The following is a 22,572-nucleotide window of genomic DNA, read 5'->3' on the forward strand; positions in this document are numbered from 1 at the left end:
GGTCTTGGACCGACGCGGCAACAAACAGTCGGCGAAATCCTGTCGCAGGCTAGTCCACTCCATGATGAACCAGGGCGTGAGCTGGCTGGATTGGTCAGCGATCAGCCGATCGACATCCTGGAATGGCAACCAACGCCAGGCGGCCACTTCGGTCGGATTGACATCGACCGCGACCTCCTCCGGGAAGCGCCCCACGTATACTGAACACATCTCGCGCTCGGAACCAACAGCGCCGAACGGTGCGTGATACTCGAACTGGTAAATGAACGAAAGATCCGTATCAAGCGCGAGTTCCTCGCGCAAGCGACGGTGTGCCGCATCGATGCGCTCCTCGCCCTTCCGTGGATGACTGCAGCAACTATTGGTCCAGTACAAGGGCCACAGGGGCTTCTCGCGGCTGCGTTGCTGGAGCAACACGCTCCCGGTGTCACTCACCAGAAAGATCGAAAAGGCACGATGAAGGGCCCCGGTTCCAAGATGTACATTGACCTTGCTGTCGTAGCCGAGGATCCGGTCCTCGCGATCGACCAGGATCAAAGGCTCGTCGTCGAACGACACCACTCGGTTCGTGCTCATGAAGAGGTTAACCTCATGTGTACAGCCCCATCGGGCGGGCCGTCGCGCGGAGTCATGGCGCGCGGCTACGTCGGTGCGCATCGGGATTCAAACGAAACCAAATCGCTTTGCTGGAGAAAAGAGCCTGACCGAAGGCCCAACGGTCCGGTCAGTCAGCTGCTCAGGCGCAGTTCTCGGAATTCTTACCAGAAACGTGCTTTGAAACAAGGCCAAGCTCCATTGCCCGAACAGCGCCCCGTACACACTGCGCTGCGCGCTGGTCTTCGTGGCAGCACCCGGGCGGCGGACAGCGTGTCCATTCTACTGCCGCGGATGAACAGAGGTCGAGACGGTTTCCGCCTGTCGTAGAAACTTGTCCTGATCCCCGTCGACCGGTGGCAGATTCTGACGACCCGTCACGAACCTCATCGCCGAGGCGAGGGCGAGGATCATGTCATGCTTCGCGTCGAATCCCCGGTGCGCGCCCTATCCCGTTGAATTTCGTCTCTTCGGCTAAGGTTTTAACGGTATCCTGGCGGCACGGGCCATGATAGCATCACGCGCTGCTGGTTCGCCCGCGGATCCAGCAACCTCTACTCGATACCCGAATTCCCAGCGATCGCGCTCGCCGCGGTCGACGGGCGTTGCCGCCGAGAAACTGGAGTGTGAATGTTCGCCGTCGTAGGTGTCGTTTGGGCCGTCACTGGGATCTCTCTGCTCCTCGGATTGGCTATCTTGCGCCTCGCGCCGATCACGCTCGAAGCCTTGGCCGGCCCCTTCTACTGGCACCATTGGCTCGCGCTAGTGGTCGTCGTCGTGCTGATGGCCTTTGCCGAGGGCTATCGAGGTTTCCAGCGCGCCTTCTCGCCGCGTTTCGGTGCGCGATGCCGCTATCTTTTCGAAAACCCCACGCCGGCCCGCGTCTTGCTGGCCCCCTTCTTCTGCATGGGCTACTTCGACGCGACACGACGACGGCAGATCTCCAGCATCCTGTTGACGCTGATGATCATTGTGCTGATCGTGATCGTCCAGCACACCCCCCAACCCTGGCGGGGCATCATTGATGCCGGGGTCTGCGTCGGTCTGATCTGGGGCCTCGGCGCGACCAACGCCTACGTTGTGCTGGCCTTCACGGCGAAGGACTATGCCTATTCTCCGGAGATCGCCTAGGGTATGGTTTCAGAATGATGGCGGCCCTGCCCTTCCGTTGCCGCCCGCTGTCGGATGCACACGATGAAGACCATTCAACAAACCCTTTCTCTGGCCACTCGAGCTCCGATCGAGTTGATCGATATCACGACCCGCGTCCGAGAGGCCGTTACCGCGGCCGGTTTCCGGGAAGGGCTGGTGACCTTGATCTCCCCCCACACAACGGCCTATGTCAATCTCAACGAGTCAGAGTCCATGTTGCAGCAGGATATGCTCGACTTCCTGCAGAAGCTCGCACCACGCGACCGTGACTATCTGCACAATCGCGCGCCGGTCGACGATCGCGACAATGCCCACGCCCACCTGATCGGCCTCTTGATGACGGCCTCGGTATCGATCCCCCTGGTCGAGGGCCGCCTGTTGTTGGGTGCCTGGCAATCGATCTTCTTCATCGAACTCGATGGTCCGCGCCCGGCTCGCCAACTCCATCTCCATTTGCTCGGACAGGTTTGACCCCATGACCCACGACGATCTGGCCGGCTTCCAGGCCGATCCCAAGACCCTCGACCGCGAAGGGCATCTCCTGCTCGACTATTACTTCGAGTGTCACGGCGATCCCAACGAGGCGGCAGCACACCTGTGCAGCGAGCAATCGACAGCCCAATGGCGGCGGATCGGCGTCGACGAGGATTTCCGACCGGTGTTCGCGGCCAAGGTACTGGAACTCGAGATCCTCGGCGAACAGCCAGACTTCAGCTATCCGGTGGCGTTAAAACCGCGCGGTACAGTTCGGTCCTGCAGGGTGCGGATCGCACACCCGCATCGCAACTTCGGCCCACGCATCCCGAATCTGCTGAGCGCCGTCTGCGGCGAAGGTCCTTTCTTCTGTCCCGGCATCGGGCTGATCAAACTGCTAGACATCCATTTTCCAGCATCCTTCCTGGCCCATTTCGAGGGCCCGAAGTTCGGTGTCGCCGGGTTGCGCGAGCAACTCCAGGTGTTTGATCGACCGATTTTTTTTGGCGTCATCAAACCGAACATCGGATTGCCGCCAGAGCCTTTTTGCGAAGCCGGCTACGCCAGTTGGCTCGGCGGCCTCGACATCGCGAAGGATGACGAGATGTTGGCGGACGCCGAATGGTCGACGCTGGCGGAGCGCACACGCCTGCTCGGTGCCGCCCGGCGCCGCGCGGAACAGGAGACCGGCGTCCCCAAGATCTATCTCGCCAACATCACCGACGAGGTCGATCGGCTGCTAGCGCTCCACGATGTCGCCGTCGACAACGGCGCGAACGCCCTGCTCGTCAATGCCATGCCGGTCGGCTTGAGCGCCGTTCGGATGCTGCGCCGTCACACGCGCGTGCCGCTAGTCGGCCATTTCCCGTTCATCGCGGCCTTCAGTCGTCTCGCGCATTTCGGGGTCCACTCGCGGGTCATCACGAAGCTGCAGCGCCTCGCTGGATTCGACGTGGTGATCATGCCCGGCTTCGGCTCACGGATGATGACCGGCGACGACGAGGTCCGGCAGAACGTCGCGGCTTGTCTCGACGAGATGGGTGGCATCAAGCCTTGCCTGCCGGTTCCAGGCGGTAGCGATTGGGCGGGAACGCTGGAAGGCGTCTATCGCCGTCTCGACACAGTGGATTTCGGCTTCGTGCCGGGGCGAGGCGTCTTTGGTCATCCGATGGGGCCACGCGGCGGCGCCGCGAGCATCCGCCAGGCTTGGGACGCGATCGCCAGCGGCATCCCGCTCACAGAGCATGCCGAAACCCAACCGGAATTGCGCTCGGCGATCGACGCCTTCGGCCCTCTCCCGGGGACGCCACCGCAACAGAGTCCGCGCTGATTGGTGCGCCGGAGAGGCATCGAATGCCCGTCCTAGCAACGCCGGGCCTGACGACGCGGGCATGCGGCTCGAGATCCGCCGCCAACAAGGGGCCTTGCAGGACGCGGCCCCGAGCATGACACCGCGAACCGCGCCGCGCACCCCGTCGCTGACCGCCGCCCCGTGGCACCAGGGCACCCGGGCCGCCGTCATTCATCGCGGACGGATCTGGGATTATGACGAACTAACAGCTCGCGTATCCGCGCGGGCTGCGGCCTTATCAGAACAAGGCCTGCGAACTGGACAAGTGGTACTGGCCTGCGATTCGTCGGGACCGGACCTAGTGGTCACGCAGTTCGCGCTCGGCCGGCTGAACGCGGCGATGTGTCCCTGTGATCCGGCTCAATCCCCGGAGCGCCGCGCGGCCTTGATCGCGGGAGCCGGCATCGAGTGGCAACTGATCGAGCACCAGGCCGCTCCACCGCGACTGCGGTCGACCGGCACCTGCCGGGAGAGCGACGGTGAGCCCGCCGGGTCGCTCGCATTGATCGTTGAAACAAGCGGCAGTCAGGGCACACCGAAGGCCGCGATGTTGACCCCAGCAAGCATCGTCGCCTCCTCGACACTGGTCAATCGGCACCTCGCTCTCGGACCAGGCGATCGCTGGCTGGCCTGTCTACCACGCCACCATGTCGGCGGGCTGTCGATCGGCTATCGGTGTGCGCTGGCCGGGGCGACGCTCGTGGTCTGGGACGGATTCGTCGTCGACAGACAGCTGTACCGCGCACTGGACACCCACCGCATCACCCATGTATCGATGGTTCCAGCGATGTTGGCCCGCCTGCTGAGTCTCGGCTCTCCACCACGGCATCTGCGGGTGCTGCTGATCGGCGGGCAGGCATTGCATCCGTCACTGATGGAGCAGGCCTTAGCGGCAGGCTGGCCCCTCCATGTCACCTATGGGATGACCGAGACCTTCTCGCAAGTCGCCACGTCAACCCGGTTGCGATCGACGCCGGCACCAGGGGTGATCGCCCCACCGCTTCCGCACATCGAGATCGACGCGGCACGAAATGACGAGCCGCCGCGGCGGCTACGCATTCGCGGACCCGTGGTAATGGCCGGGTACGCGAACCGTGCCCGTGAACCCGGACACGGTCTCGACCAAGGCTGGTTCGCGACATCGGATCTCGGACGCTGGTCGGCGGACGGCCAAATCCGTGTGATCGGCCGCGCCGATGAGGCACTGGTGATCGCTGGCACACAGGTCTACCCGCAGCAGATCGAGGCGCGCCTGTCGCGCGCGCCCGGCGTGACGACCGCGGCTGTCGTCGCCGTGCCTGACCCCGCCTGGGGCCACACGCTCGCCGTCGCCTACACGGGACCTGTGGAGCCGACCGTGCTGGCCGATTGGTGTCGACTCAACCTCGCGAGCCCCGAACGGCCGCGTCGCGTCGAACGGTGGGAGAAACTCCCCCTTCTTGCATCAGGAAAACAGGACCGGCGACGGATCGAACGAAGGTTCCTCGCAGACAACGCAGAAGATTGAGAGGCACCCGGGAAACCTCACGGCGGATCCCCGCAACGCTGTCACCGGCGGCGGCGCTCGCCAACAACGGCGGGGATCCACCTGCACAGATCAATTCGCTTCGGTATCGTCGGCCGCCGCGCCGTCCGCATCCAGCATGTCGTCGAGCGCATCCTCGGCCGCCTCGACCTCCTCTTGGAATCGGTCCGCCGCCGCCTCGGCTTCCTCGGTGCCGGCCTGACGCATCTCGTCGATGGCATCCCGAGCCTCTTCGATGCGTTCCTCAGCGCCTTGGCGCGCTTCCTCGACCTGCTCCTCGACGGCTGCGGCCGCCTCGTCGACGCGCTCGCGACCTTCGTCTCGCAGTTCCTCGACCGCCTCGCGGGCTTCATCGACACGTTCCTCGACGGCCTCCCGCATGCCTTCTACCGTCTCCTGCGCCGACTCGATCGCCTCCTCGACGACCGGCTCAGCGGCCTCGATCATCTCCTGGGTCTGCTCCTGAAGTCGGTCGACCAAAGGTTCAGGCGTCGTCTCCTCGGGCTCGGCCTCCTGACCAGGACCACAGGCCGTCAACATCAAGGCCAACAGCAAGACGAATCCCAACAAACCATGCTTACTCATCGCGTTCTCTCCCACTTGTGTTGAACGGAATCTCGACCAGGACCAACTCCAGGCCCTAACCTCGGACGCGTCGCCGGAGATCGCGCCCCAGCCTGACCAGCAGCAAGGCGACTGGCGTGGCATGAAAGAGCAGATCGACGATGTCAATCGGCCGCACCAGGGTGCCGGCCACCAGCATCTTGCTCTTCTCCCACAGGTGCGGCTCCGGATAGAAGGGTGAAAGACCGATCAAGGCCGCGGCCAGGATCAGGATCGGGAGCGGCACCCCGTCGAGCCAATGCAAAAAACGGTTCATCGAACCACCTCGGCGACCATCATTGATCTCCACTTCCTCTCGATGCCGTGACAGCCATGAGCCGACAAGCGCCGGCCGATCGCTCCCTGATCAGATTGTCTGCCACCAACCAACAGAATGACGGCCAGACTTCCCTGTCCGCCGACCAAAGCCTAAGATTGACGCCGCCCGTCGGACGGTCGGACCGGCACGCGCTCGAACCGTTCTGGCGCATTGACGACGATCAAACCCCGCCGACGTGGCCGTCACCGAGAAAGGACCGAGGAAACCCGCACCATGTCCCTGAGCTTTCAGGATCTAACAGCGATCTTTGCGCTTTGTCTGCTCGGCTGGTTTTGGTTGGATAGCCTGCGTGCACGGGAGATCGCGCTGGGCATCTGCCAAGCGGCGTGCGCGCAACGTGACCTGCAATTGTTGGATCAGACAGTCGCCTTGCGCCGGCTCGGCCTGCGCCGCACCCTCGCTGGCCTTCGCTTTCGCCGAGTGTACCGATTCGACTACAGCGACGAAACCCTCGATCGCTATTCCGGCCACCTGGTCCTCATCGGCCTCGATCTCGAGGAGGTCAGCTTCGGTCTGCCGTCAGCCCCCGACGATCTGTGATCCGACAACGGTCTATTTGACGACTTTCAGGCGGGGCCGTTCCCGTGGAGGTGGCGGATCTTCGTCGTCCGACGACAGCTCCGGCCGAGGAGCCTCGTCCGGGAACAGCATGCCGCGCCCGTTTTCCCGAGCGTAGACGCCGATCACGGCATCGATCGGCACCGATACTTCCATCGCAACGCCCCCGAAACGGGCGCCGAAGGAAACGCGATCATTACCGATCACGAGCCCGCGTACCGCGCCCGGTGATATGTTCAGGACCATCTTGCCATCCTGGACATAGGCGACCGGCAGCTCGGCATCCTTGCGCCGCGCATCGACCAAAAGATGCGGGGTCAACTCGTTATCGAGGATCCAATCGTAAAGTGCGCGAATCAAGTACGGACGATTCGATGTCATCAGATTACCCAAACACGAACCATGTCGAGACCATCTTGGGGCACTCTGGTCCTGTTTTCTAGGACATCACAGATCGGCCGCCATCTCCCGTTCCGCCTCGGTCAGACTACGCTGGAAGGACGGCCATTGGAGAAGCCGCTGCGCGTAGCCTCTGACCGCCGGTGCGGTCGCGGGCAGTTCGATACCGACCGTTGCCAAGCGCCACAGTAGCGGGGCGATGCAACAATCGACCAGCGAGAACTCGTCGCTCATGAAGAAAGGTTTGGCCCCGAACACCGGCGATGTGGCGATCAGGCTTTCCCGTAACTCTTTGCGGGCCTGAGCCGATCGATCGCGGTCACCCTTCACGATCTGACCGAACAGGCTATACCAGTCCCTGTCGACCCGGTACATGAAGAGCCTGGCATTGGCCCGCGCCACCGGGTCGACCGGCAAGAGCGGGGGATGCGGAAAACGCTCGTCCAAGTATTCCATGATAATCCGCGACTCGTAGAGTCTCAGATCGCGATCCACCAGCGTCGGCACGGACCCATACGGGTTGAAGTCCATGACCTCGTCCGGCAGATTTTGAGCATCGACATCGACTATCTCGACGGCGATACCCTTTTCGGCCAAGACGATGCGAACACGATGGCAAAAGGGGCACGACGGGTCGGAAAAAAGGGTCATCACCGTATTTCTGTTGGCAGCCACTCAGATTTATCCCGAAAGGGGAGCAAAAACCGAACGAGAGCGGACCGAGCCGAGCGGTGGCCGCGAACCGGCGACCCCAGGTGCCTTCGACGCCGGCACGGCTTCCGGATACACCGCCCTCACGAGCACCGCCCCGGTGCCGCCGGCCCGACACATCCCTGTGGCGGACGAATCGGCGTCAATGGACGTCCTTCCAATACTCCTTCTTCAGCAAGTAGGCAACCACGAAGAACAGGCCGAGAAAGAGCAGCACGTAGATGCCCAATTGGCGGCGCTCCAAGATGATGGGTTCACCGGCGTAGGTGAGGAAGGCCGTCAGATCGCGAACCATCTGATCGTAGGCCTGGGGCGACAGCACCCCTGCCTCGACCAGCTCGACCCCTTGGATTGTCTTGTGCTCCTCGCCGTCGACCATCGTCGTCTTGTAGACGCCGCGTTGAGTGCCCTGCAAGCCGCCGAGCATATGCGGCATCCCGACATCCTGGAAGAGCGCGTTATTCACGCCGTAAGGGCGCGACGGATCGACATAGAAGCTCTTCAAGAAGGTGTAGACCCAATCCGGGCTACGCCAGCGCGTGACCAACGTCAAATCCGGGACCGCCATACCAAACCAGGCCTCGGCATCGTCGGGGCGCATCGCGATCGTCATCATATCGCCCGGCTCGGCCCCACCCCGAAGCAGGTTTTCCCGAAGGTCGGCTTCATCGATCCCGAGATCGTCCGCCAACCGGCTGTAGCGCATGAACTCCAGCGAATGGCAACCCATGCAGTAGTCGACGAAGTACTGGGCGCCACGCTGCAAGGATTCCTGATCGTAGAGATCGATCTTCGACTTCTGCAGCGGGATAGCGCTTCCTCCAGCCCCCAAGGCCATCACCGGGGAAAGCAACAGGATCAATACGGCTAACAACTTGCTCATTGCGTCACCCTCTCCGGAACGGGCTTGGTCTTGTCTAGCGTGCTATAGATCGGCATCAGCAGGAAGAACGCGAAATAAAGAACCGTAAAGACCTGAGCCGCCAACGTACGCATTGGTGTCGAGGGCACCATACCAAGCCAGCCGAGGACAACGAACGACAGGACGAATAGCGCAAGCGCCGTCTTGAAGATCGGACCCTTGTAGCGCATCGACTTGACCCGGCTGCGATCGAGCCAAGGGAGGAAGAACAGGATCAGGATCGCACCGAACATGACCACAACGCCCGGGAAAGCCGAGCCAGCGATCGGCGGAACCGCCCGCAGCATCGCGTAATAGGGCGTGAAATACCAAACTGGCGCGATATGCTCAGGCGTGAGCATCGGGTTGGCCGGCTGGAAGTTCGGGGGCTCGATGAAATAGCCGCCAAAGGTCGGGGCGAAAAAGACCACGATCGAGAAGAACGCCAGGAACACCACGACGCCGACCAGGTCCTTGACCGTGTAGTACGGATGGAAAGGAATGCCATCGAGCGGCTTGCCGTTCTCATCCAACTTCTCTTTGATCTCGATCCCATCGGGATTGCTGGAGCCGACTTTGTGCAGCGCGACGATATGGAAGAAGACCAACGCCGCAAGGATGAAAGGCACAGCAAAATGAAGCGCATAGAAGCGATTCAGCGTAACGTCCGAGATCACGTAATCACCGCGGATCCAGATCGCCAGATCCTCGCCGATCACGGGCACTGCGGCAAACAGGTTGACGATGACCTGGGCGCCCCAGTAGGACATCTGACCCCATGGCAACAGGTAACCGAAGAAGGCCGTTGCCATCATCGCGACATAGATGATCACGCCGATGATCCACAGAAGCTCCCGCGGCTTGCGGTAGGAGCCCCACAGCAAGGCGCGGAACATGTGCAGATAGATGACGATGAAGAAGGCCGACGCCCCAGTGGAGTGGATATAGCGAATCAGCCATCCCCATTCGACGTCACGCATGATGTATTCGACGGAGGCGAACGCGGCATCGGCGGAGGGCTTGTAGCTCATCGCCAACCAGATACCGGACACGATCTGTATGACCAGTACCAGAATCGCCAACGAACCGAAGAAAGACCAGAAGTTCAGGCTCTTCGGAGCATAATACTGGGCGAAGTGTTCGTTCCAGACCTTTGTCAGCGGGAAACGTTTATCGATCCAGCCGATAAATCCGGTGGTCTCTGTACTCATCAGGCGGCTCCTTCATCCTCACCGACGAGGATCGTGGTGTCGTTTAGATACATATGCCGGGGGATAACCAGATTGGTCGGCGCGGGAACGCCTCGATAGACCCGACCGGCAAGGTCGAACCAGGATCCATGACAGGGACAGAAGAACCCGCCTCTCCAGCGCTCGCCGAGATCATCGGGCGCGACATCGGGCCGGTAAGTCGGGGAACAGCCAAGATGGGTGCAAATCCCGATCGCGACGAAGTATTCCGGTTTGATCGACCGTACCGGATTCTGACAGTAATCTGGCTGAATCGACATCGAGGACTCGGGGTCGGCCAAAGAGGGGTCGAGCGTCGGCAACACCTCGAGCATCGACTCCGTCCTGTGAACGATCCAGATCGGTTGTCCGCGCCATTCGACACGCAGCATCGCTCCTGGCTCCAAGCGACTGACATCCGCTTCGACCGGCGCCCCGGCCGCACGTGCCGCTGCACTTGGATTCCATGCGGAAATAAACGGGACAAGCGCATAGCCGGCGCCGACGGCGCCTACCACGCTCGTCGCGGCAACGAGGACCCGTCGCCTGGCCTTGTTCACCCCTACAGTACTCATAGCTCTAATGGCCCCCGCCGTTTAGATCACTGGCCACCACCTCGGGCTGCCCCGAACTTGGCCAGGTCGTTTGATGAATCAGGGATATGCGGAAATGCCCGCGAACGTTGATCGCGCATTTTCCCTGATTGCAACAAGCAAGGTCAAGGACAGCCCCCGCTGTCGCCGCGGACCAACACCCGTCCACCGCGGGTTCAGGCTGGATTCTCGATGTCGATGAAGCGATGGGCAATCGCAAAGCGCTCGGCGAGGTGTGCGCCGAGCGCGGCGACCCCGTAGCGCTCGGTCGCGTGATGACCGGCCGCGAAGTAATCCAGGCCCAATTCCCGGGCCAGATGGGTCGTGCGCTCGGAGATCTCCCCGCTCACGAAGGCGTCGACACCCAAAGCCGCGGCTTCTTCGATATGGTCTTGGGCGGCGCCGGTGCACCAAGCCACGCTGTCGAGCAGCCCCGACCTGACGGGAACGTGGACCGGCTGGCGACCAAGATATTCGGCGATCAGCGTCGCCAACCGGGCGCCGCTTAGCGGCTCGGGGAGACGTCCCTGCCACAATAGCCCGTCACCTGCGGAGACCGGCACCGCGCCGACGAAACCAAACCGAAGTCCGAGTTGGTGGTTGTTGCCAAGCTCCGGATGCCGGTCGAGCGGCAAATGGTAAGCCAGCAGACTCACACCGGCCCGCATCAGCGCGCGTACCCGTCGCCCCTTGATGCCGACCAACGGTTGCGCCTCGCCCTTCCAGAAGTAGCCATGATGCACGATGATCGCGTCGGCGCCCCAGTCGAGGGCCTCGTCGATCAATGCCTGACAAGCCGTGACACCGGTGGCCAGACGCTGAATCGGGCGATCGCCTTCGATCTGCAACCCGTTGGGGCAGTAATCCGAGGCATCGCCGACCTCGAGCAAGCCATCGCAGTAAGCGCGCAACGCGTGAACATCGATCGTCATCAGGATCTGAACCGTTTCCGAAACGAATGACCACCTCGCGCAACCGAGCCCTGCCCGGCCAACCAACACGCAGCGGTTCCCACGCCCCGGCCCGACCAACCGCGAGCGCGGCACAATCGCCCGCTGCCGACAACTCGAGCCGTACCCGGGCTTCCCGTGTCGCACGAGGCCACGCGATGAACATAACACGGACGCAGAGACATGGCAGCCTCAGGACATGGCCGCCGGCCACATCTGCCCGATGCGACCGGAACGAAACGACCCGCCTGAACGAGACCGCGCAAAAAAAAAGCCCGGCGGGCGCCGGGCTGAAAACGTCTCATGATGAGAGAGACGAGGAGGACACTGCAAAATTCGGTAATGTCTGTTGTTTTGATGCTGTTTCGGTCAAGCGGCAGCAGAATCCCGGCCAAACCGATCGCCGACGCGACCGATCAATGGATGAACAGACCGCCGTTGACGGGCAGGTTCGCACCGGTGACGTAGCCGGCCTCATCGCTGATCAAGAAGGCGACGGCGGCGGCGATCTCCGCCGGCTGTGCCATTCGCCGCATCGGGATCCCAGAAATGATCGATTCGCGGATGTCGTCGCGCATCGCCAACGTCATCGCGGTCTCGACATATCCGGGCGAAATCGTGTTGACCGTGACACCCTTCGCGGCGCCTTCCTGGGCCAACGACATGGTCACGCCATGCATGCCGGCCTTGGACGCGGCGTAGTTGGCCTGCCCGAACTGACCGCGCTGGCCATTCACCGACGAGATATTGACGATGCGCCCGTAGCCTGCCTCGAGCATGTCATCCCAAACCTGGCGAGTCACATTGAACACGCTGTTCAGGTTGACATTGATGACGTCCATCCACTGGGCCGGCTCCATCTTCTTGAAGGTCTTGTCCTTCGTGATCCCGGCGCAATTGACGAGGACGGCAACAGGCCCGTGCCTCTCCTTGATCGTCGCGATCATCTGCGCGCAATCGTCGAACGAGGTCACATCCGACGCGATGATGTCGACCATCAACCCCTCTGCCTGCCGCTCCTGCTGCCACGTCTCGGCCAAGGACTGCTCGGCCGGATGATGATTGGCCACGACGACCAGGCCGTCTCGCACGAGACGCCGGCAAATTGCGGTCCCGATCCCGCCGATACCCCCGGTTACCAGGGCCACCCGACTCGTTTGTTCGCTCATTAACTGGTTCCTCCTGTCTTATGTGTTTGTGTTGTGGTAGCTGGCGCCGAACGGCGCCATTACCGGCAAACGTATCGATGCGATTCGATGCGGCCGGCAAATCGAAATCAACGTACGAATCCGGCGATCCGATCGCCGCGCCGCACGAGGCCGAACCAAGGCCCCGCCGACGGGCCACCGGTGCCGCGCGCCATCGCGCAAGAAGCGATGACCCGAAACACCGGAGGCTTTTCCCGAAAAGGTCGCCACAGGACCCTTTACATCGGCCGCCCCGCGACCGATTGCAGGCCTGGTGTCACCCCGGACCGACTTCGAGTACGGGATGCGGCCCCTGCGGTCGGCAACGGCTCAGACGGCCGATGTCGAAACCGAGCGGCGCATGTCCGACGACAGGTCCGACAGACTCCGCTCGTACCAAGCCCGATAGTCTTCGCGCAGATCACCTGCGAGCTTCATGTTGACCTTGGCCTCGGCCATCATCTGCTCGGTGACGTCCTTGACGATCTCCGTCTGGCCCTTCAGATAATCGTTGTAACCCTTCGACTCCGTGGCCACCTTCATCATCCGCAGGCCCTGCTCGAGGCACAGGTTGACGGCCTCCATCTGACGCCCGACCAAACGCTCCCAGGTGCGCATGTTCAGCTCGACCATCGCGTTCGCGCGCTCCAGATTCTTCGTCGCGACGTCGCCCATTTGCTTGACACTATCGTTAACAGTCATTTCGCTACCCTCTTTTGTGCGTTGCAGCATTTGTTGCAGTGCACAATAATGACCGTCTCACCTCTTGTCAAGCCCCTTCGGCTCAGGATCCGCGTCGCGGCGGCCGGGCTGCGGAGCTTGGTCATCCCGCCGCTGGGCGGCCGCATCGAAGCCAGCGGCACGCAGGAACTCCTCTTGGACCTCGGCCCACAGCTGCATGTTACGCTGCGCGAGCCGGCTCATCGCGTCGAACGGCGTGTCTCCCCAGGCCTGATGCAATTGATGCTGCTGCTGAGCGAAGATGTCGAGCGATTCCTCTAGATAGCGTGCGAAGAGCCCCTGCAAGGTACCGCCGTAGAAGCGGATGATCTGGGCGAGCATGCTGGCCGAGAACAAGGGCTCGCCGCCGCTTTCCTCCTCGAGCATGATCTGCAGCAGTATGGCTCGGGTGATATCCGCGTCGTTGCCGGTGTCGATCACCTGAAAGGCCACGCGCTGCATCACCAGGGCCCGCACGTCGATCAGCGTGATGTAACGGCTCACCTCGGTGTCGTAGAGCCGGCGGTTCGGGTATTTCTTGATGATCCGTAACTTACTCATGGCTGGCACCTCCGGCCAAGGACGGCGAAGGACAAGGGGCGGACCGGCGAGCTCGATCCGGTCGTGTCCCCCGCCGCGGGTCGATCAATCCCGCTCGACGGCCAAGGCAACGCCCTGACCACCGCCGATGCACAGGGTCGCCAACCCCTTCTTCGCATCCCGACGCTGCATCTCGTAGAGCAGCGTGACCAGAACACGGGCGCCGGAGGCGCCGATCGGGTGGCCGATCGCAATGGCCCCGCCGTTGACATTGACCTTCGTCAGATCCCAGCCCATGTCCTGATTCACGGCCATCGCCTGCGCTGCGAACGCCTCGTTGGCTTCGATCAGGTCGAGATCGGCGGGCGTCCAGCCGGCCTTGGCCAGGCACTTCGTCGACGCCGGAATCGGACCGGTGCCCATGATCGCCGGGTCGACACCCGCACTGGCGAAGGCCACCAACCGCGCCAATGGCTTCAGACCAAGGGATTTCGCCTTGGTTTCAGTCATCACGATCACGGCCGCGGCGCCATCGTTGATCCCAGACGCGTTGCCCGCCGTCACGGTCCCATCCGGCGCAAAGGCCGCGCGCAGCTTGGCCAGGGCCTCGACGGTCGTGCCCGGCCGCGGAAATTCGTCACGATCGACGATCACCGGATCCCCTTTGCGCTGAGGAACCGCCACCGGAATGATTTCGTCGCGGAAACGCGCGGCCTGCTGCGCGTCCTGCGTCTTGCGTTGCGATTCCGCGGCAAAGGCGTCCTGCGCGTCGCGGCTGAACCCGTACTTCGTCGCGATGTTCTCGGCCGTGGTGCCCATGTGGCACTGATTGAACGCGTCCCACAAGCCATCGACGATCATCGAATCCTTCATCGCCCAATCTCCCATCCGCTGACCTTCGCGCGAACGCGGCAGCACATGCGTCGACTGGCTCATGCTCTCCTGCCCGCCGGCAATCACGATCTCGGCGTCCCCGCAGGCCACCGCCTGCATCGCCAAATGCACCGCCTTCAAGCCGCTGCCGCAGACCTTGTTGATCGTCATCGCCGGGACCTTCTCCGGCAACCCGGCCTTCAATGTCGTTTGCCGCGCCGGATTCTGCCCGGCGCCAGCCGTCAGGACCTGCCCGAGAATGACTTCGTCGACCTGTTCGGGGGCGATCCCAGTCCTTTCGAGCAGGGCCTTGACTACGGTGGAACCCAACTCCGTCGCGGCAAGGGAGGCAAGCCCTCCACCGAAACTGCCGACGGCCGTACGGCCGGCGGCGACGATCACGATTTTTTCGTTCATGCTGTCACTCTGCCCGATGGCGATGGAAATCAAACCAGAGCCGGCATTGTCGCAAATTTCGGTTTCCGGTGGGTACGCTCGCCGCAGCGGGAAGCCTTGGCGCGCGGCTTACTGGCACCTCGACAACGCCTCGGTGGTCTCGATCAGCTCACGTCGGGCATCCCGCACCGCTCTTCCGGCCCCGGCCACCGCAGCCGCTGGGCTACGTCGCCCTGTCCATCCTGCCGACCTATGAGCGATGATATGGCCCTAGGCAACCATCGCCACCACCCGGGTCTCGTTCGGCGGTGGCCGGGCGAATGGGCGCCCGTTCGGCGTGCCCTTTGTTGCGGCGCACAAACATCCATGCTAGCTTCGCGCCAGCGACTGATTTCGAGATAGGAGGTGACCATCGTGACCGATACGGCATCCAACACCAGCGATTGGCTGGAGATCCAACGCAAGTACTGGGAAGGCTGGAGCGAGATCGGCCGCAAGGCGATGGGATTGGATCAGGCCCCGACCAATCCCTGGTTCAATGCCATCGACCACTGGTGGCAAGCCATGGCGCCGGCGGCCCCAAACGATCTCGTTCGGGATTTCATGCAAAAGCTCGTCGACCAGGGCAAGTCGTTTTTCGGCCTCACCGAGACCTGGACCAAGGGTCTGCCCGGCGACGCGAGCGGGGACGCCGCGCAACAAGGTTGGAACCTTTTGTCACGCACCCTCGACGACTGGCAGAAGGCCTTCGCCGGCGGGCAGCAGGACAGCGATCAGACGCTGCGTCGGCTGATGGCCTTCTGGGAGATGCCGCTCGATAACTGGCAGCGAACCATGTCGTCGTTGTCGCCGATGCCTGGCGACTTGCTGCGCAACATGCCGCATGACCAGGTCCAGGACAGCATGAATCGATTCCTGTCCGCCCCCGGGCTTGGCTACACCCGCGAGGAACAGGCCCAGACGCAGGACCTGATCAAGAAGTCCCTCGAGTACCAGGCGGCATTGCGCGAATACACGGGCTTTTTCGCCCAACTCGGGGTCAAGTCCGTCGAGCGAATGCGCACCTTCCTGCAAACGAAGGGCGACAAGGGCGAACCGATCGAATCCGGGCGCCTGCTCTACGACTCGTGGGTCGCGTGCTGTGAACAGGTCTACGCCGAAGAGGTCAGCACCGCCGAGTACGCCCGCATCCATGGTCAGTTGGTCAATGCGCAGATGGCGCTCAAGCAACGGATGTCGATCGCCGTCGACGAGACCCTCGGGGCGATGAATATGCCGACACGCAGCGAACTGCGCACGCTGCAGGATCGCCTTCAGGAGACTCGCCGGCAGATCAAGCAGCAGGGCCGCGAGATCGCGCAGCTCAAACGCCTGATCGACGACAAGCCCGTGGAGGCGGCTGCCGCCCCACCGCCGATGGCGCTGAAGCAGGCGCCGGCGGCGACGACGCGCAAGCGCGCGACGACCAAGCCCACCACGAAACCCACGAGCAAATAGCAACGCCTGCCTCATTGCAGCTAGTTAAGGAGAGACAATCGTGTCCGTGTTTCCCATCGCTATCCGGCCCGATAAATTGACCGAGGAGATGCTGGATTACAGCCGCAAACTGACGGAAGGCGTACAGAATCTCCTCGATGCGGATCAGATCGATACCGGCGTGACGCCGAAGGACGTCGTCTTCAGCGAAGACAAACTGGTCCTGTACCGCTACCAGCGGCCGAAGCAGGTCAAGACCCAACCGACACCGCTGCTGATCGTCTACGCCTTGGTGAACCGGCCCTATATGACCGACCTGCAGGAGGACCGCTCGACGATCAAAGGCTTGCTGGCCACCGGCCAGGATGTCTACCTGATCGACTGGGGCTACCCGGATCAGGCCGATCGCGCCCTGACCCTCGACGACTACATCAACGGCTACATCGACCGCTGCGTCGACTACCTGCGCGAGGTCCACGACACGGACCGGGTCAACCTGCTCGGCATCTGCCAGGGCGGCGCCTTCAGCCTCTGCTACGCGGCGCTCCATCCGGACAAGGTCAAGAATCTGGTCACCATGGTGACGCCGGTCGATTTCAAGACCCCGGACAACCTGCTGTCGGCGTGGGTCCAGAACGTCGACATCGACCTGGCCGTCGACACCATGGGCAACATCCCGGGGGAGCTGCTCAACTGGACCTTCCTGTCATTGAAGCCCTTCAGCCTGACCGGTCAGAAGTACATCAACATGGTCGATCTGCTCGACGACGGCGACAAGGTCAAGAACTTTCTGCGGATGGAGAAGTGGATCTTCGACAGCCCCGATCAGGCCGGCGAGACCTTCCGGCAATTCATCAAGGACTTCTACCAGAAGAACGGACTGATCAACGGCGGCGTGCGGATCGGCGATCGCGAGGTCGACTTGAAGGCGATCGAATGCCCGATCCTGAACATCTATGCCCTGCAAGACCACCTGGTGCCACCGGACGCGTCGAGGGCACTCAAGGGCCTGACCTCGAGCGACGACTACACCGAACTGGCATTTCCCGGCGGCCATATCGGGATCTATGTCAGCGGCAAGGCACAGAAGGAGGTCACCCCGGCGATCGGCAACTGGCTCAATGAGCGCGATTGACGGTCAACGCGAGCCCACGGCTGTTCGGCGATGCGGGTCTTGACGTTACCGCGTCCCGCGGCCGTCCTCTATCGTCAAACCCGTGTGGCGCGGTTCCCGACCGCACCGCAGCCCGCGGGTTTCCATCAAGGTTGTCGCGCCAGCGGCTGTTGGGGCGCGGGCTCGTACCGCGCTCGCGCACACCGCGCCAAAGGTTCGTGCGGCTGAAGCCGCACCTACATCGCGCTGGCGCGCACAGCGGCAATGGCCGTCAGCTCCTCCCGTCGCCCGCGATACGTCGACCGTCGCGATCGAACCAATGCAGCGCCGCGAGATCCGGGGCCAGCTCGACTAGGTCCCCCGTCCTAGCTAGCTCGACGCCAGTCGGCCACCGTGCCGTCATGGCCCCGTCATCGAGCCCCTGGCGATCAGCGAAGTGGATCAGGGTCTCGTAGCCCAACGCCTCGACGGCATCGACCCGGACTCGGATCCGCGGCGCCCCGGGGGCGGGCGGCACCAGGGCCTCGGGCCGCAGCCCGACGTATTGCGCTTCGGCCGGAGGAGGACCCGGCAGCGGGATCCATTGTCCAGCCAATCCGAGCTCGAACCGATCGTCGTCGGCTCGGAGCTGCACAACCCATCGATTCATCGGCGGGTTGCCGAGAAACCCCGCGACGAAGAGGTTCGCCGGTCGCTGATAGAGCTCGAGCGGCGCGGCGACCTGCTGCAACCGGCCCTGATCCATGACGGCGACGCGCTGCCCCAACGTCATCGCCTCGACCTGATCATGGGTTACGTACAGGGTCGTGGTCCGCAGCTGCTGCTGGAGTTCGGCGATCTGCATGCGGATCTGCGCCCGCAGCCGGGCATCGAGATTCGACAGGGGTTCGTCCATCAGGAACACCGACGGCTCGCGGACGATCGCTCGGCCCATCGCGACCCGTTGGCGCTGGCCGCCGGAGAGCTCGGCCGGCTTTCGTTCCAACAAGCCGCCGAGCCCCAGCATGTCGGCCGCCGCCTGTATGCGCTCGTCGCGATCGACGCGGCGGAGCCGCCGCATCCGCAGCGGGAATGCCAGATTCTCGCGCACGGTCATGTGCGGATAGAGGGCGTAGTTCTGAAAGACCATGGCCACGTTGCGCTGCGGCGGTCCCAACCGGTTGACCACGCGCCCATCGAGGCGGATCTCGCCGGCGCTCAGGTCCTCTAGCCCTGCCAGCATCCGCAGCAGCGTCGACTTGCCGCAACCCGAGGGACCGAGCAGCACCAGCCATTCGCCATCCTCGATCTCGAGCGTAAGGTCCTCGATGACGGTATGGGCGCCGAACCTCTTGACCACCCGATCGAATGCGACACTGGCCATCAGGCATCAACCCTTGATCCCGGTCGCCGCCACGCCGGCCACGAACCACCGCTGAAAGACCACGAAGACCACCAGGACCGGCAGCACCATCAAGACACCGAACGCCAGGATATCGCCCCAAGCCAGCGGCGGCAGCGTGTAGAAGGTCGCGATCCCCAACGGCAGTGGACGCACCGACTCCGACGTGGTCATCAGCAAGGGCCACAGATATATTCCCCAGTGGAATAGGAAGGTCACGATCGCAACGCTGGCAAAGGCCGCTCGGCTGTTGGGGATCACGATCGCGACGAAGGTCCGGAACACACCGGCACCGTCGATCCGCGCCGCCTCCTCCAACGCCTTCGGCAGGCCCAGGAAGAAGCTGTAGAAGAGATAGATGGCCAACGGATTGGCGACGAATGGGATCGCCTGGACCAAGTGATCGTCGCGCCAGCCCAGCGCCGAGAGTTGGTAGAACAACGGGATCGCGATCGCCTCGAACGGGATCACGAGGATCGCGAGCACCACGGCCAGCATCGCCTCGCGCCCCCACCACTGCAAGCGCGCGAGCGCGTACCCGGCGAAGGCATTGACGACCAGGCCCAACCCGACGATCGTGCCGTTGATGACCAGCGAACTCGCCAGGTAGCTGCCGAACGGGACCCGTTCGAAGACCGAGCGGTAATTCTCCAGACTCACCGATTCCGGCACCCACCCGCGCCAGCTGGCCGCCTCGGCCAGCACCAGCTCATCGGGTTTCAGGCTCCCGACCAGCATGAAGAGCACCGGGCCGAAGAACACCAGTGTGACCGCCAGCAGCACCAGATAGGTCGCGATCATCGGGAGGATCGGCCGACCGTTCATCTCCCCTCCTCGCGTTGGCGCATCGACCAGCGCTGAACCAACGTCAGGCCCAGCACCAGAAGGAAAAAGATCACGCTCATGGCCCCCGCCAACGCGACCTGACCGCGGTCGAAGGCCGTCCGAACCACCTCGTGGATCACCGTGGTGCTCGCATCCTGCGGTCCGCCACGGGTCATGATCCGCACCTGATCGAAGACCCGAAACGACAGGATCGTCGTCACGATCACGACGAAGATCAGTGGGTTACGCAGACCTGGGAGCGTCACATGCCAGAACTGGCGCCAGGCCCCGGCACCATCGACGGCCGCCGCCTCGTAGAGGGACCGCGGGATCGCTTGCAGCCCGGCAAGCAGCACCACCATCTGAAAACCGGTCCCCTGCCAAATCGATGTCAGCATCACGGCCGGCAGCGCCCAGACGGGATCGTTGAGGAAGTCCCGCGGCGTCCAGGCGCCGAGCGTCAACGCCGACAGCACACCATTGAGCAGCCCATCGGGTCCCGGCGCGAACAGGATGACCCAGATCACGGCCACCAGCGACAACGGAAAGACGACCGGCATGAACAGCAGAGTCCGAAACAACCAACGACCGCGAAGCTGACGATCGAGCAACCAGGCCAGGGCCAGACCCAGGGCCGTCTGGATCGGCACGACGATCAGCGCGAACAGCGCATTATTCAGCAGGCCGCGGCGAAAGGCCGGATCGGCGAACGCCTCGCGGTAGTTGTCGAGACCGACGAATTCGACCGACAACGGCGAGCCGAGTCGCAGGCTCGTAAAGGACATCACCAGGGCCAGCGCGAACGGCAGCAGGATGAAGGCGCCGAGACCAAGCAAGGCCGGCGACATCAAGAGCCACGCGGCACGGGCCTCCTGATGTCGCCATGCGATCATCGAAGAGGTCCCCGCTGGTCACGGGCTACGACCGGGACGGCCCGCCGACGACGACAGCGAGCGGACATCAGGGTCACGTCGGAGCTCATGCCTCGATTCTAGCATCGCCGCCCATGTCGTCCCGGCAAACGGACCACGCCGGCCGGATGACCCGCCACGCCGTCCAACCTGACGCTCGAGGCCACCCCGTCGCGTGAATCCTCGCGACCGGAGAGCCCGTCACGGGGCGTTCGGCTGTACCTCCCACGTCAAGGGCACCTTGAAAAATTCAAGGTGCCCGCGCGGGGCAAGGATGCCCCGCCATTTTCAGTCGCCTAAGCGACGGAAAATGAAGCGAAGCGGAAATCGCATTTTCGCTTCGCGTCTTGAAAGATTGCCCGGATGGCAATTTTTCAAGGTCCCCTCGAGTCGTCACCCGGGCTCCTGCTCATTCCCCAAAGCCGATGCGGCCGCCCCGGCGCGGTCATCGAGATGGGTATGTGGGTAGTGACGATTGGCAGCCATCTCGCGATCGATGCGCTGCGCCGCGCGCGTCAAGGTCGCTCCGACATCGGCCCCGTGACGAATATCCCGAAAGGCCCGTGCGAAGGTCTCGCTGATCACCGGATAGGCTGGGGTCTTCGGCCGCGGCTGCGTGTAACCGTCGCGCAGCTGCGCGACGAACAGGCGCAGCGGACCATCTTCGCCGTAATCGGCGGAGCGGTCGATCGCCGACAGACGCGCCGGCACCGCGCCATTTGCCGCGCTGATCGCGAGCACCTGATCCGGGGCGAGCAGGAAGGCCAACAGTTCGGCGGCCCGATCCGGATCCCGAGCCCGGCTGGAGATGGCCCACTGCCAAGAGCCCTGGCCGCTGACTGAGCGCGATCCGGCCCGCGGCAACGGCAGCAATAGCAGATCCTCGCCGAGCGCGTCCCGGTAGGCTGGGGCGTTCCAGTGCCCGCCCCACGCCAGCGGCACGCGCCCGAGCCGGAAGGCCGCGTCATCGAGGTTCGGGTCGACCCAACCGCGCGCGAACCACCGCTGCACGCGTTCGAGGACAGCCACCGACGCCGGCCCGTCGAGCACCCCCGCGGCCCCTTCGGCGTTCGCCGCCACGAGACCGGCCCCGGCCGATTGCAGCAGTGGCGAAAAGGCGTAGGTGAACCACTCATCGCCATAGTTCAGTTTGAGATCCAGCACCGGCTGACCCGGATCCCGTGCGGCCAGGCGTTCGAGCAGCGCCTCGAACTCTTCGAGGGACCAGGCCTCGGAGGGATGGCCCGGAATCCGCGCACCCACCGCGTCCAACGTACGCCGGTCGGCCCACAGGCCGAGCCCCGAATCGAACGGACCGAGCGCATAGAGGGTCCCGCGCCAAGTCCCCTGATCGATCAGCGACGGCAACAGATCGGCGAGCAGATCGGGCGGCAACCGGTCGCTTAACGGCGCCAGCCAGCCACGCCAGGCATAGGCCGCCATGTAAGGGCCATCGAGCTCCAACAGATCCGGCAGCTGCCCCGCCAGTGCTGCGGCCTGCACCTGCCCGTTGTAGGACCCTTCGGGTATGAAGGTCAGCTCCACGGCCACCGTCGGGTGCCGCGCCTCGAACAGCGCAATCTGGTGTTCGAGCGTCCGGCGTTCCGCTTCGCGCCCGGCATGGGCCCAGACCTGTATCCGCTCGACACCGACGTTGCCGTTTCTTTCTGCATCACAGGCGCCGATCAGGATCGCTCCGACGATGATCGACAAGCACGCGAGCCGAACAGGCCAACGCACCGCAGTGCAGGGTGTGACCATGAGATGCT

Annotated in this window: 24 protein-coding genes; 7 read left to right on the forward strand and 17 right to left on the reverse strand. The window is 63.3% G+C overall.

The genetic code is table 11. The annotated features are described in order from the left end of the window. On the reverse strand, positions 1 to 576 hold a 576-nt coding region (idi, locus tag ABC977_RS15685; protein ID WP_369668219.1), incomplete at its 3' end, for an isopentenyl-diphosphate delta-isomerase. A gap of 648 nt (positions 577 to 1,224) precedes the next feature. Between idi and ABC977_RS15690 the strand changes: the two genes are divergently transcribed. The 4 genes from ABC977_RS15690 to ABC977_RS15705 all read left to right on the forward strand — a co-directional run bounded on the left by ABC977_RS15690 (position 1,225) and on the right by ABC977_RS15705 (position 5,078). Then, entirely contained in the window at positions 1,225 to 1,725 is a 501-nt protein-coding gene (locus tag ABC977_RS15690; protein WP_369668220.1) for a hypothetical protein, read from the forward strand. A 63-nt stretch (positions 1,726 to 1,788) separates the two neighbouring features. Next, the gene (locus ABC977_RS15695; protein WP_369668221.1) at positions 1,789 to 2,217 is read left to right on the forward strand and encodes a secondary thiamine-phosphate synthase enzyme YjbQ; all 429 of its coding nucleotides are present in this window, start codon (positions 1,789 to 1,791) and stop codon (positions 2,215 to 2,217) included. 4 nt (positions 2,218 to 2,221) lie between these two features. Beyond that, positions 2,222 to 3,550 (forward strand): RuBisCO large subunit C-terminal-like domain-containing protein, encoded by a 1,329-nt coding sequence (locus ABC977_RS15700; RefSeq protein WP_369668222.1) that lies wholly within the window; start codon positions 2,222 to 2,224, stop codon positions 3,548 to 3,550. A gap of 61 nt (positions 3,551 to 3,611) precedes the next feature. Continuing rightward, a complete protein-coding gene (locus tag ABC977_RS15705; RefSeq protein WP_369668223.1) occupies positions 3,612 to 5,078 on the forward strand; it encodes a class I adenylate-forming enzyme family protein in 1,467 nt (488 codons plus the stop codon). A gap of 90 nt (positions 5,079 to 5,168) precedes the next feature. Here ABC977_RS15705 and ABC977_RS15710 read toward each other — a convergent pair whose 3' ends face one another. Continuing rightward, on the reverse strand, positions 5,169 to 5,681 hold the full coding sequence (locus tag ABC977_RS15710) for a hypothetical protein (RefSeq protein ID WP_369668224.1): 513 nt from the start codon (positions 5,679 to 5,681) through the stop codon (positions 5,169 to 5,171). A gap of 55 nt (positions 5,682 to 5,736) precedes the next feature. Continuing rightward, positions 5,737 to 5,976 carry an RND transporter gene (locus ABC977_RS15715; protein WP_369668225.1) on the reverse strand — a complete coding sequence of 80 codons (240 nt, stop codon included), beginning with the start codon at positions 5,974 to 5,976 and terminating at the stop codon, positions 5,737 to 5,739. A 276-nt stretch (positions 5,977 to 6,252) separates the two neighbouring features. Between ABC977_RS15715 and ABC977_RS15720 the strand changes: the two genes are divergently transcribed. Then, positions 6,253 to 6,579: a DUF3301 domain-containing protein gene (locus ABC977_RS15720; RefSeq protein WP_369668226.1), complete on the forward strand. Its 327-nt coding sequence runs from the start codon at positions 6,253 to 6,255 to the stop codon at positions 6,577 to 6,579. Between the two features lie 12 nt (positions 6,580 to 6,591). Here the strand turns inward: ABC977_RS15720 and ABC977_RS15725 are convergent, their stop codons facing one another. The 10 genes from ABC977_RS15725 to ABC977_RS15770 all read right to left on the reverse strand — a co-directional run bounded on the left by ABC977_RS15725 (position 6,592) and on the right by ABC977_RS15770 (position 15,117). Beyond that, on the reverse strand, positions 6,592 to 6,978 hold the full coding sequence (locus ABC977_RS15725) for a ClpXP protease specificity-enhancing factor (RefSeq protein WP_369668227.1): 387 nt from the start codon (positions 6,976 to 6,978) through the stop codon (positions 6,592 to 6,594). A 66-nt stretch (positions 6,979 to 7,044) separates the two neighbouring features. Then, entirely contained in the window at positions 7,045 to 7,647 is a 603-nt protein-coding gene (locus ABC977_RS15730; RefSeq protein ID WP_369668228.1) for a glutathione S-transferase N-terminal domain-containing protein, read from the reverse strand. Positions 7,648 to 7,849: 202 nt separating this feature from the next. Next, the gene (locus ABC977_RS15735; protein WP_369668229.1) at positions 7,850 to 8,590 is read right to left on the reverse strand and encodes a cytochrome c1; all 741 of its coding nucleotides are present in this window, start codon (positions 8,588 to 8,590) and stop codon (positions 7,850 to 7,852) included. Further along, on the reverse strand, positions 8,587 to 9,819 hold the full coding sequence (locus ABC977_RS15740) for a cytochrome b (protein WP_369668230.1): 1,233 nt from the start codon (positions 9,817 to 9,819) through the stop codon (positions 8,587 to 8,589). The genes ABC977_RS15735 and ABC977_RS15740 overlap by 4 nt, the downstream gene beginning before the upstream one ends. Beyond that, on the reverse strand, positions 9,819 to 10,412 hold the full coding sequence (petA, locus tag ABC977_RS15745; RefSeq protein ID WP_369668231.1) for a ubiquinol-cytochrome c reductase iron-sulfur subunit: 594 nt from the start codon (positions 10,410 to 10,412) through the stop codon (positions 9,819 to 9,821). The genes ABC977_RS15740 and petA overlap by 1 nt, the downstream gene beginning before the upstream one ends. A 194-nt stretch (positions 10,413 to 10,606) precedes the next feature. Next, positions 10,607 to 11,362, reverse strand: coding sequence for a Nif3-like dinuclear metal center hexameric protein (locus ABC977_RS15750; protein WP_369668232.1), 756 nt, complete (start codon positions 11,360 to 11,362; stop codon positions 10,607 to 10,609). Positions 11,363 to 11,796: 434 nt separating this feature from the next. Next, positions 11,797 to 12,549, reverse strand: a complete 753-nt coding sequence (gene phbB, locus ABC977_RS15755) for an acetoacetyl-CoA reductase (RefSeq protein WP_369668233.1) — start codon at positions 12,547 to 12,549, stop codon at positions 11,797 to 11,799. A 348-nt stretch (positions 12,550 to 12,897) separates the two neighbouring features. Further along, entirely contained in the window at positions 12,898 to 13,269 is a 372-nt protein-coding gene (locus tag ABC977_RS15760) for a phasin family protein (protein ID WP_369668234.1), read from the reverse strand. A 57-nt stretch (positions 13,270 to 13,326) separates the two neighbouring features. Further along, on the reverse strand, positions 13,327 to 13,848 hold the full coding sequence (gene phaR, locus ABC977_RS15765; protein ID WP_369668235.1) for a polyhydroxyalkanoate synthesis repressor PhaR: 522 nt from the start codon (positions 13,846 to 13,848) through the stop codon (positions 13,327 to 13,329). A gap of 84 nt (positions 13,849 to 13,932) precedes the next feature. Then, positions 13,933 to 15,117, reverse strand: a complete 1,185-nt coding sequence (locus tag ABC977_RS15770) for an acetyl-CoA C-acetyltransferase (RefSeq protein WP_369668236.1) — start codon at positions 15,115 to 15,117, stop codon at positions 13,933 to 13,935. 393 nt (positions 15,118 to 15,510) lie between these two features. On the opposite strand from ABC977_RS15770, the gene phaE reads away from it, so the two are divergent. Further along, positions 15,511 to 16,593 (forward strand): class III poly(R)-hydroxyalkanoic acid synthase subunit PhaE, encoded by a 1,083-nt coding sequence (phaE, locus tag ABC977_RS15775; RefSeq protein ID WP_369668237.1) that lies wholly within the window; start codon positions 15,511 to 15,513, stop codon positions 16,591 to 16,593. Between the two features lie 46 nt (positions 16,594 to 16,639). Continuing rightward, entirely contained in the window at positions 16,640 to 17,707 is a 1,068-nt protein-coding gene (locus ABC977_RS15780) for a class III poly(R)-hydroxyalkanoic acid synthase subunit PhaC (protein ID WP_369668255.1), read from the forward strand. 250 nt (positions 17,708 to 17,957) lie between these two features. On the opposite strand, the gene ABC977_RS15785 is transcribed toward ABC977_RS15780, so the two are convergent. The 4 genes from ABC977_RS15785 to ABC977_RS15800 all read right to left on the reverse strand — a co-directional run bounded on the left by ABC977_RS15785 (position 17,958) and on the right by ABC977_RS15800 (position 22,516). Then, positions 17,958 to 19,049, reverse strand: a complete 1,092-nt coding sequence (locus ABC977_RS15785) for an ABC transporter ATP-binding protein (protein ID WP_369668238.1) — start codon at positions 19,047 to 19,049, stop codon at positions 17,958 to 17,960. Between the two features lie 6 nt (positions 19,050 to 19,055). Next, on the reverse strand, positions 19,056 to 19,892 hold the full coding sequence (locus ABC977_RS15790) for a carbohydrate ABC transporter permease (RefSeq protein ID WP_369668239.1): 837 nt from the start codon (positions 19,890 to 19,892) through the stop codon (positions 19,056 to 19,058). Then, positions 19,889 to 20,785, reverse strand: coding sequence for a carbohydrate ABC transporter permease (locus ABC977_RS15795; protein WP_369668240.1), 897 nt, complete (start codon positions 20,783 to 20,785; stop codon positions 19,889 to 19,891). Before ABC977_RS15795 ends, ABC977_RS15790 begins: the two co-directional genes overlap by 4 nt. Before the next feature lie 411 nt (positions 20,786 to 21,196). Beyond that, the gene (locus ABC977_RS15800) at positions 21,197 to 22,516 is read right to left on the reverse strand and encodes a sugar ABC transporter substrate-binding protein (protein WP_369668241.1); all 1,320 of its coding nucleotides are present in this window, start codon (positions 22,514 to 22,516) and stop codon (positions 21,197 to 21,199) included. Between the last annotated feature and the right edge of the window lie 56 nt (positions 22,517 to 22,572).

The sequence above is a fragment of the Thioalkalicoccus limnaeus genome, assembly GCF_041197575.1.
In the GTDB taxonomy this organism is placed as follows: domain Bacteria; phylum Pseudomonadota; class Gammaproteobacteria; order Chromatiales; family Chromatiaceae; genus Thioalkalicoccus; species Thioalkalicoccus limnaeus.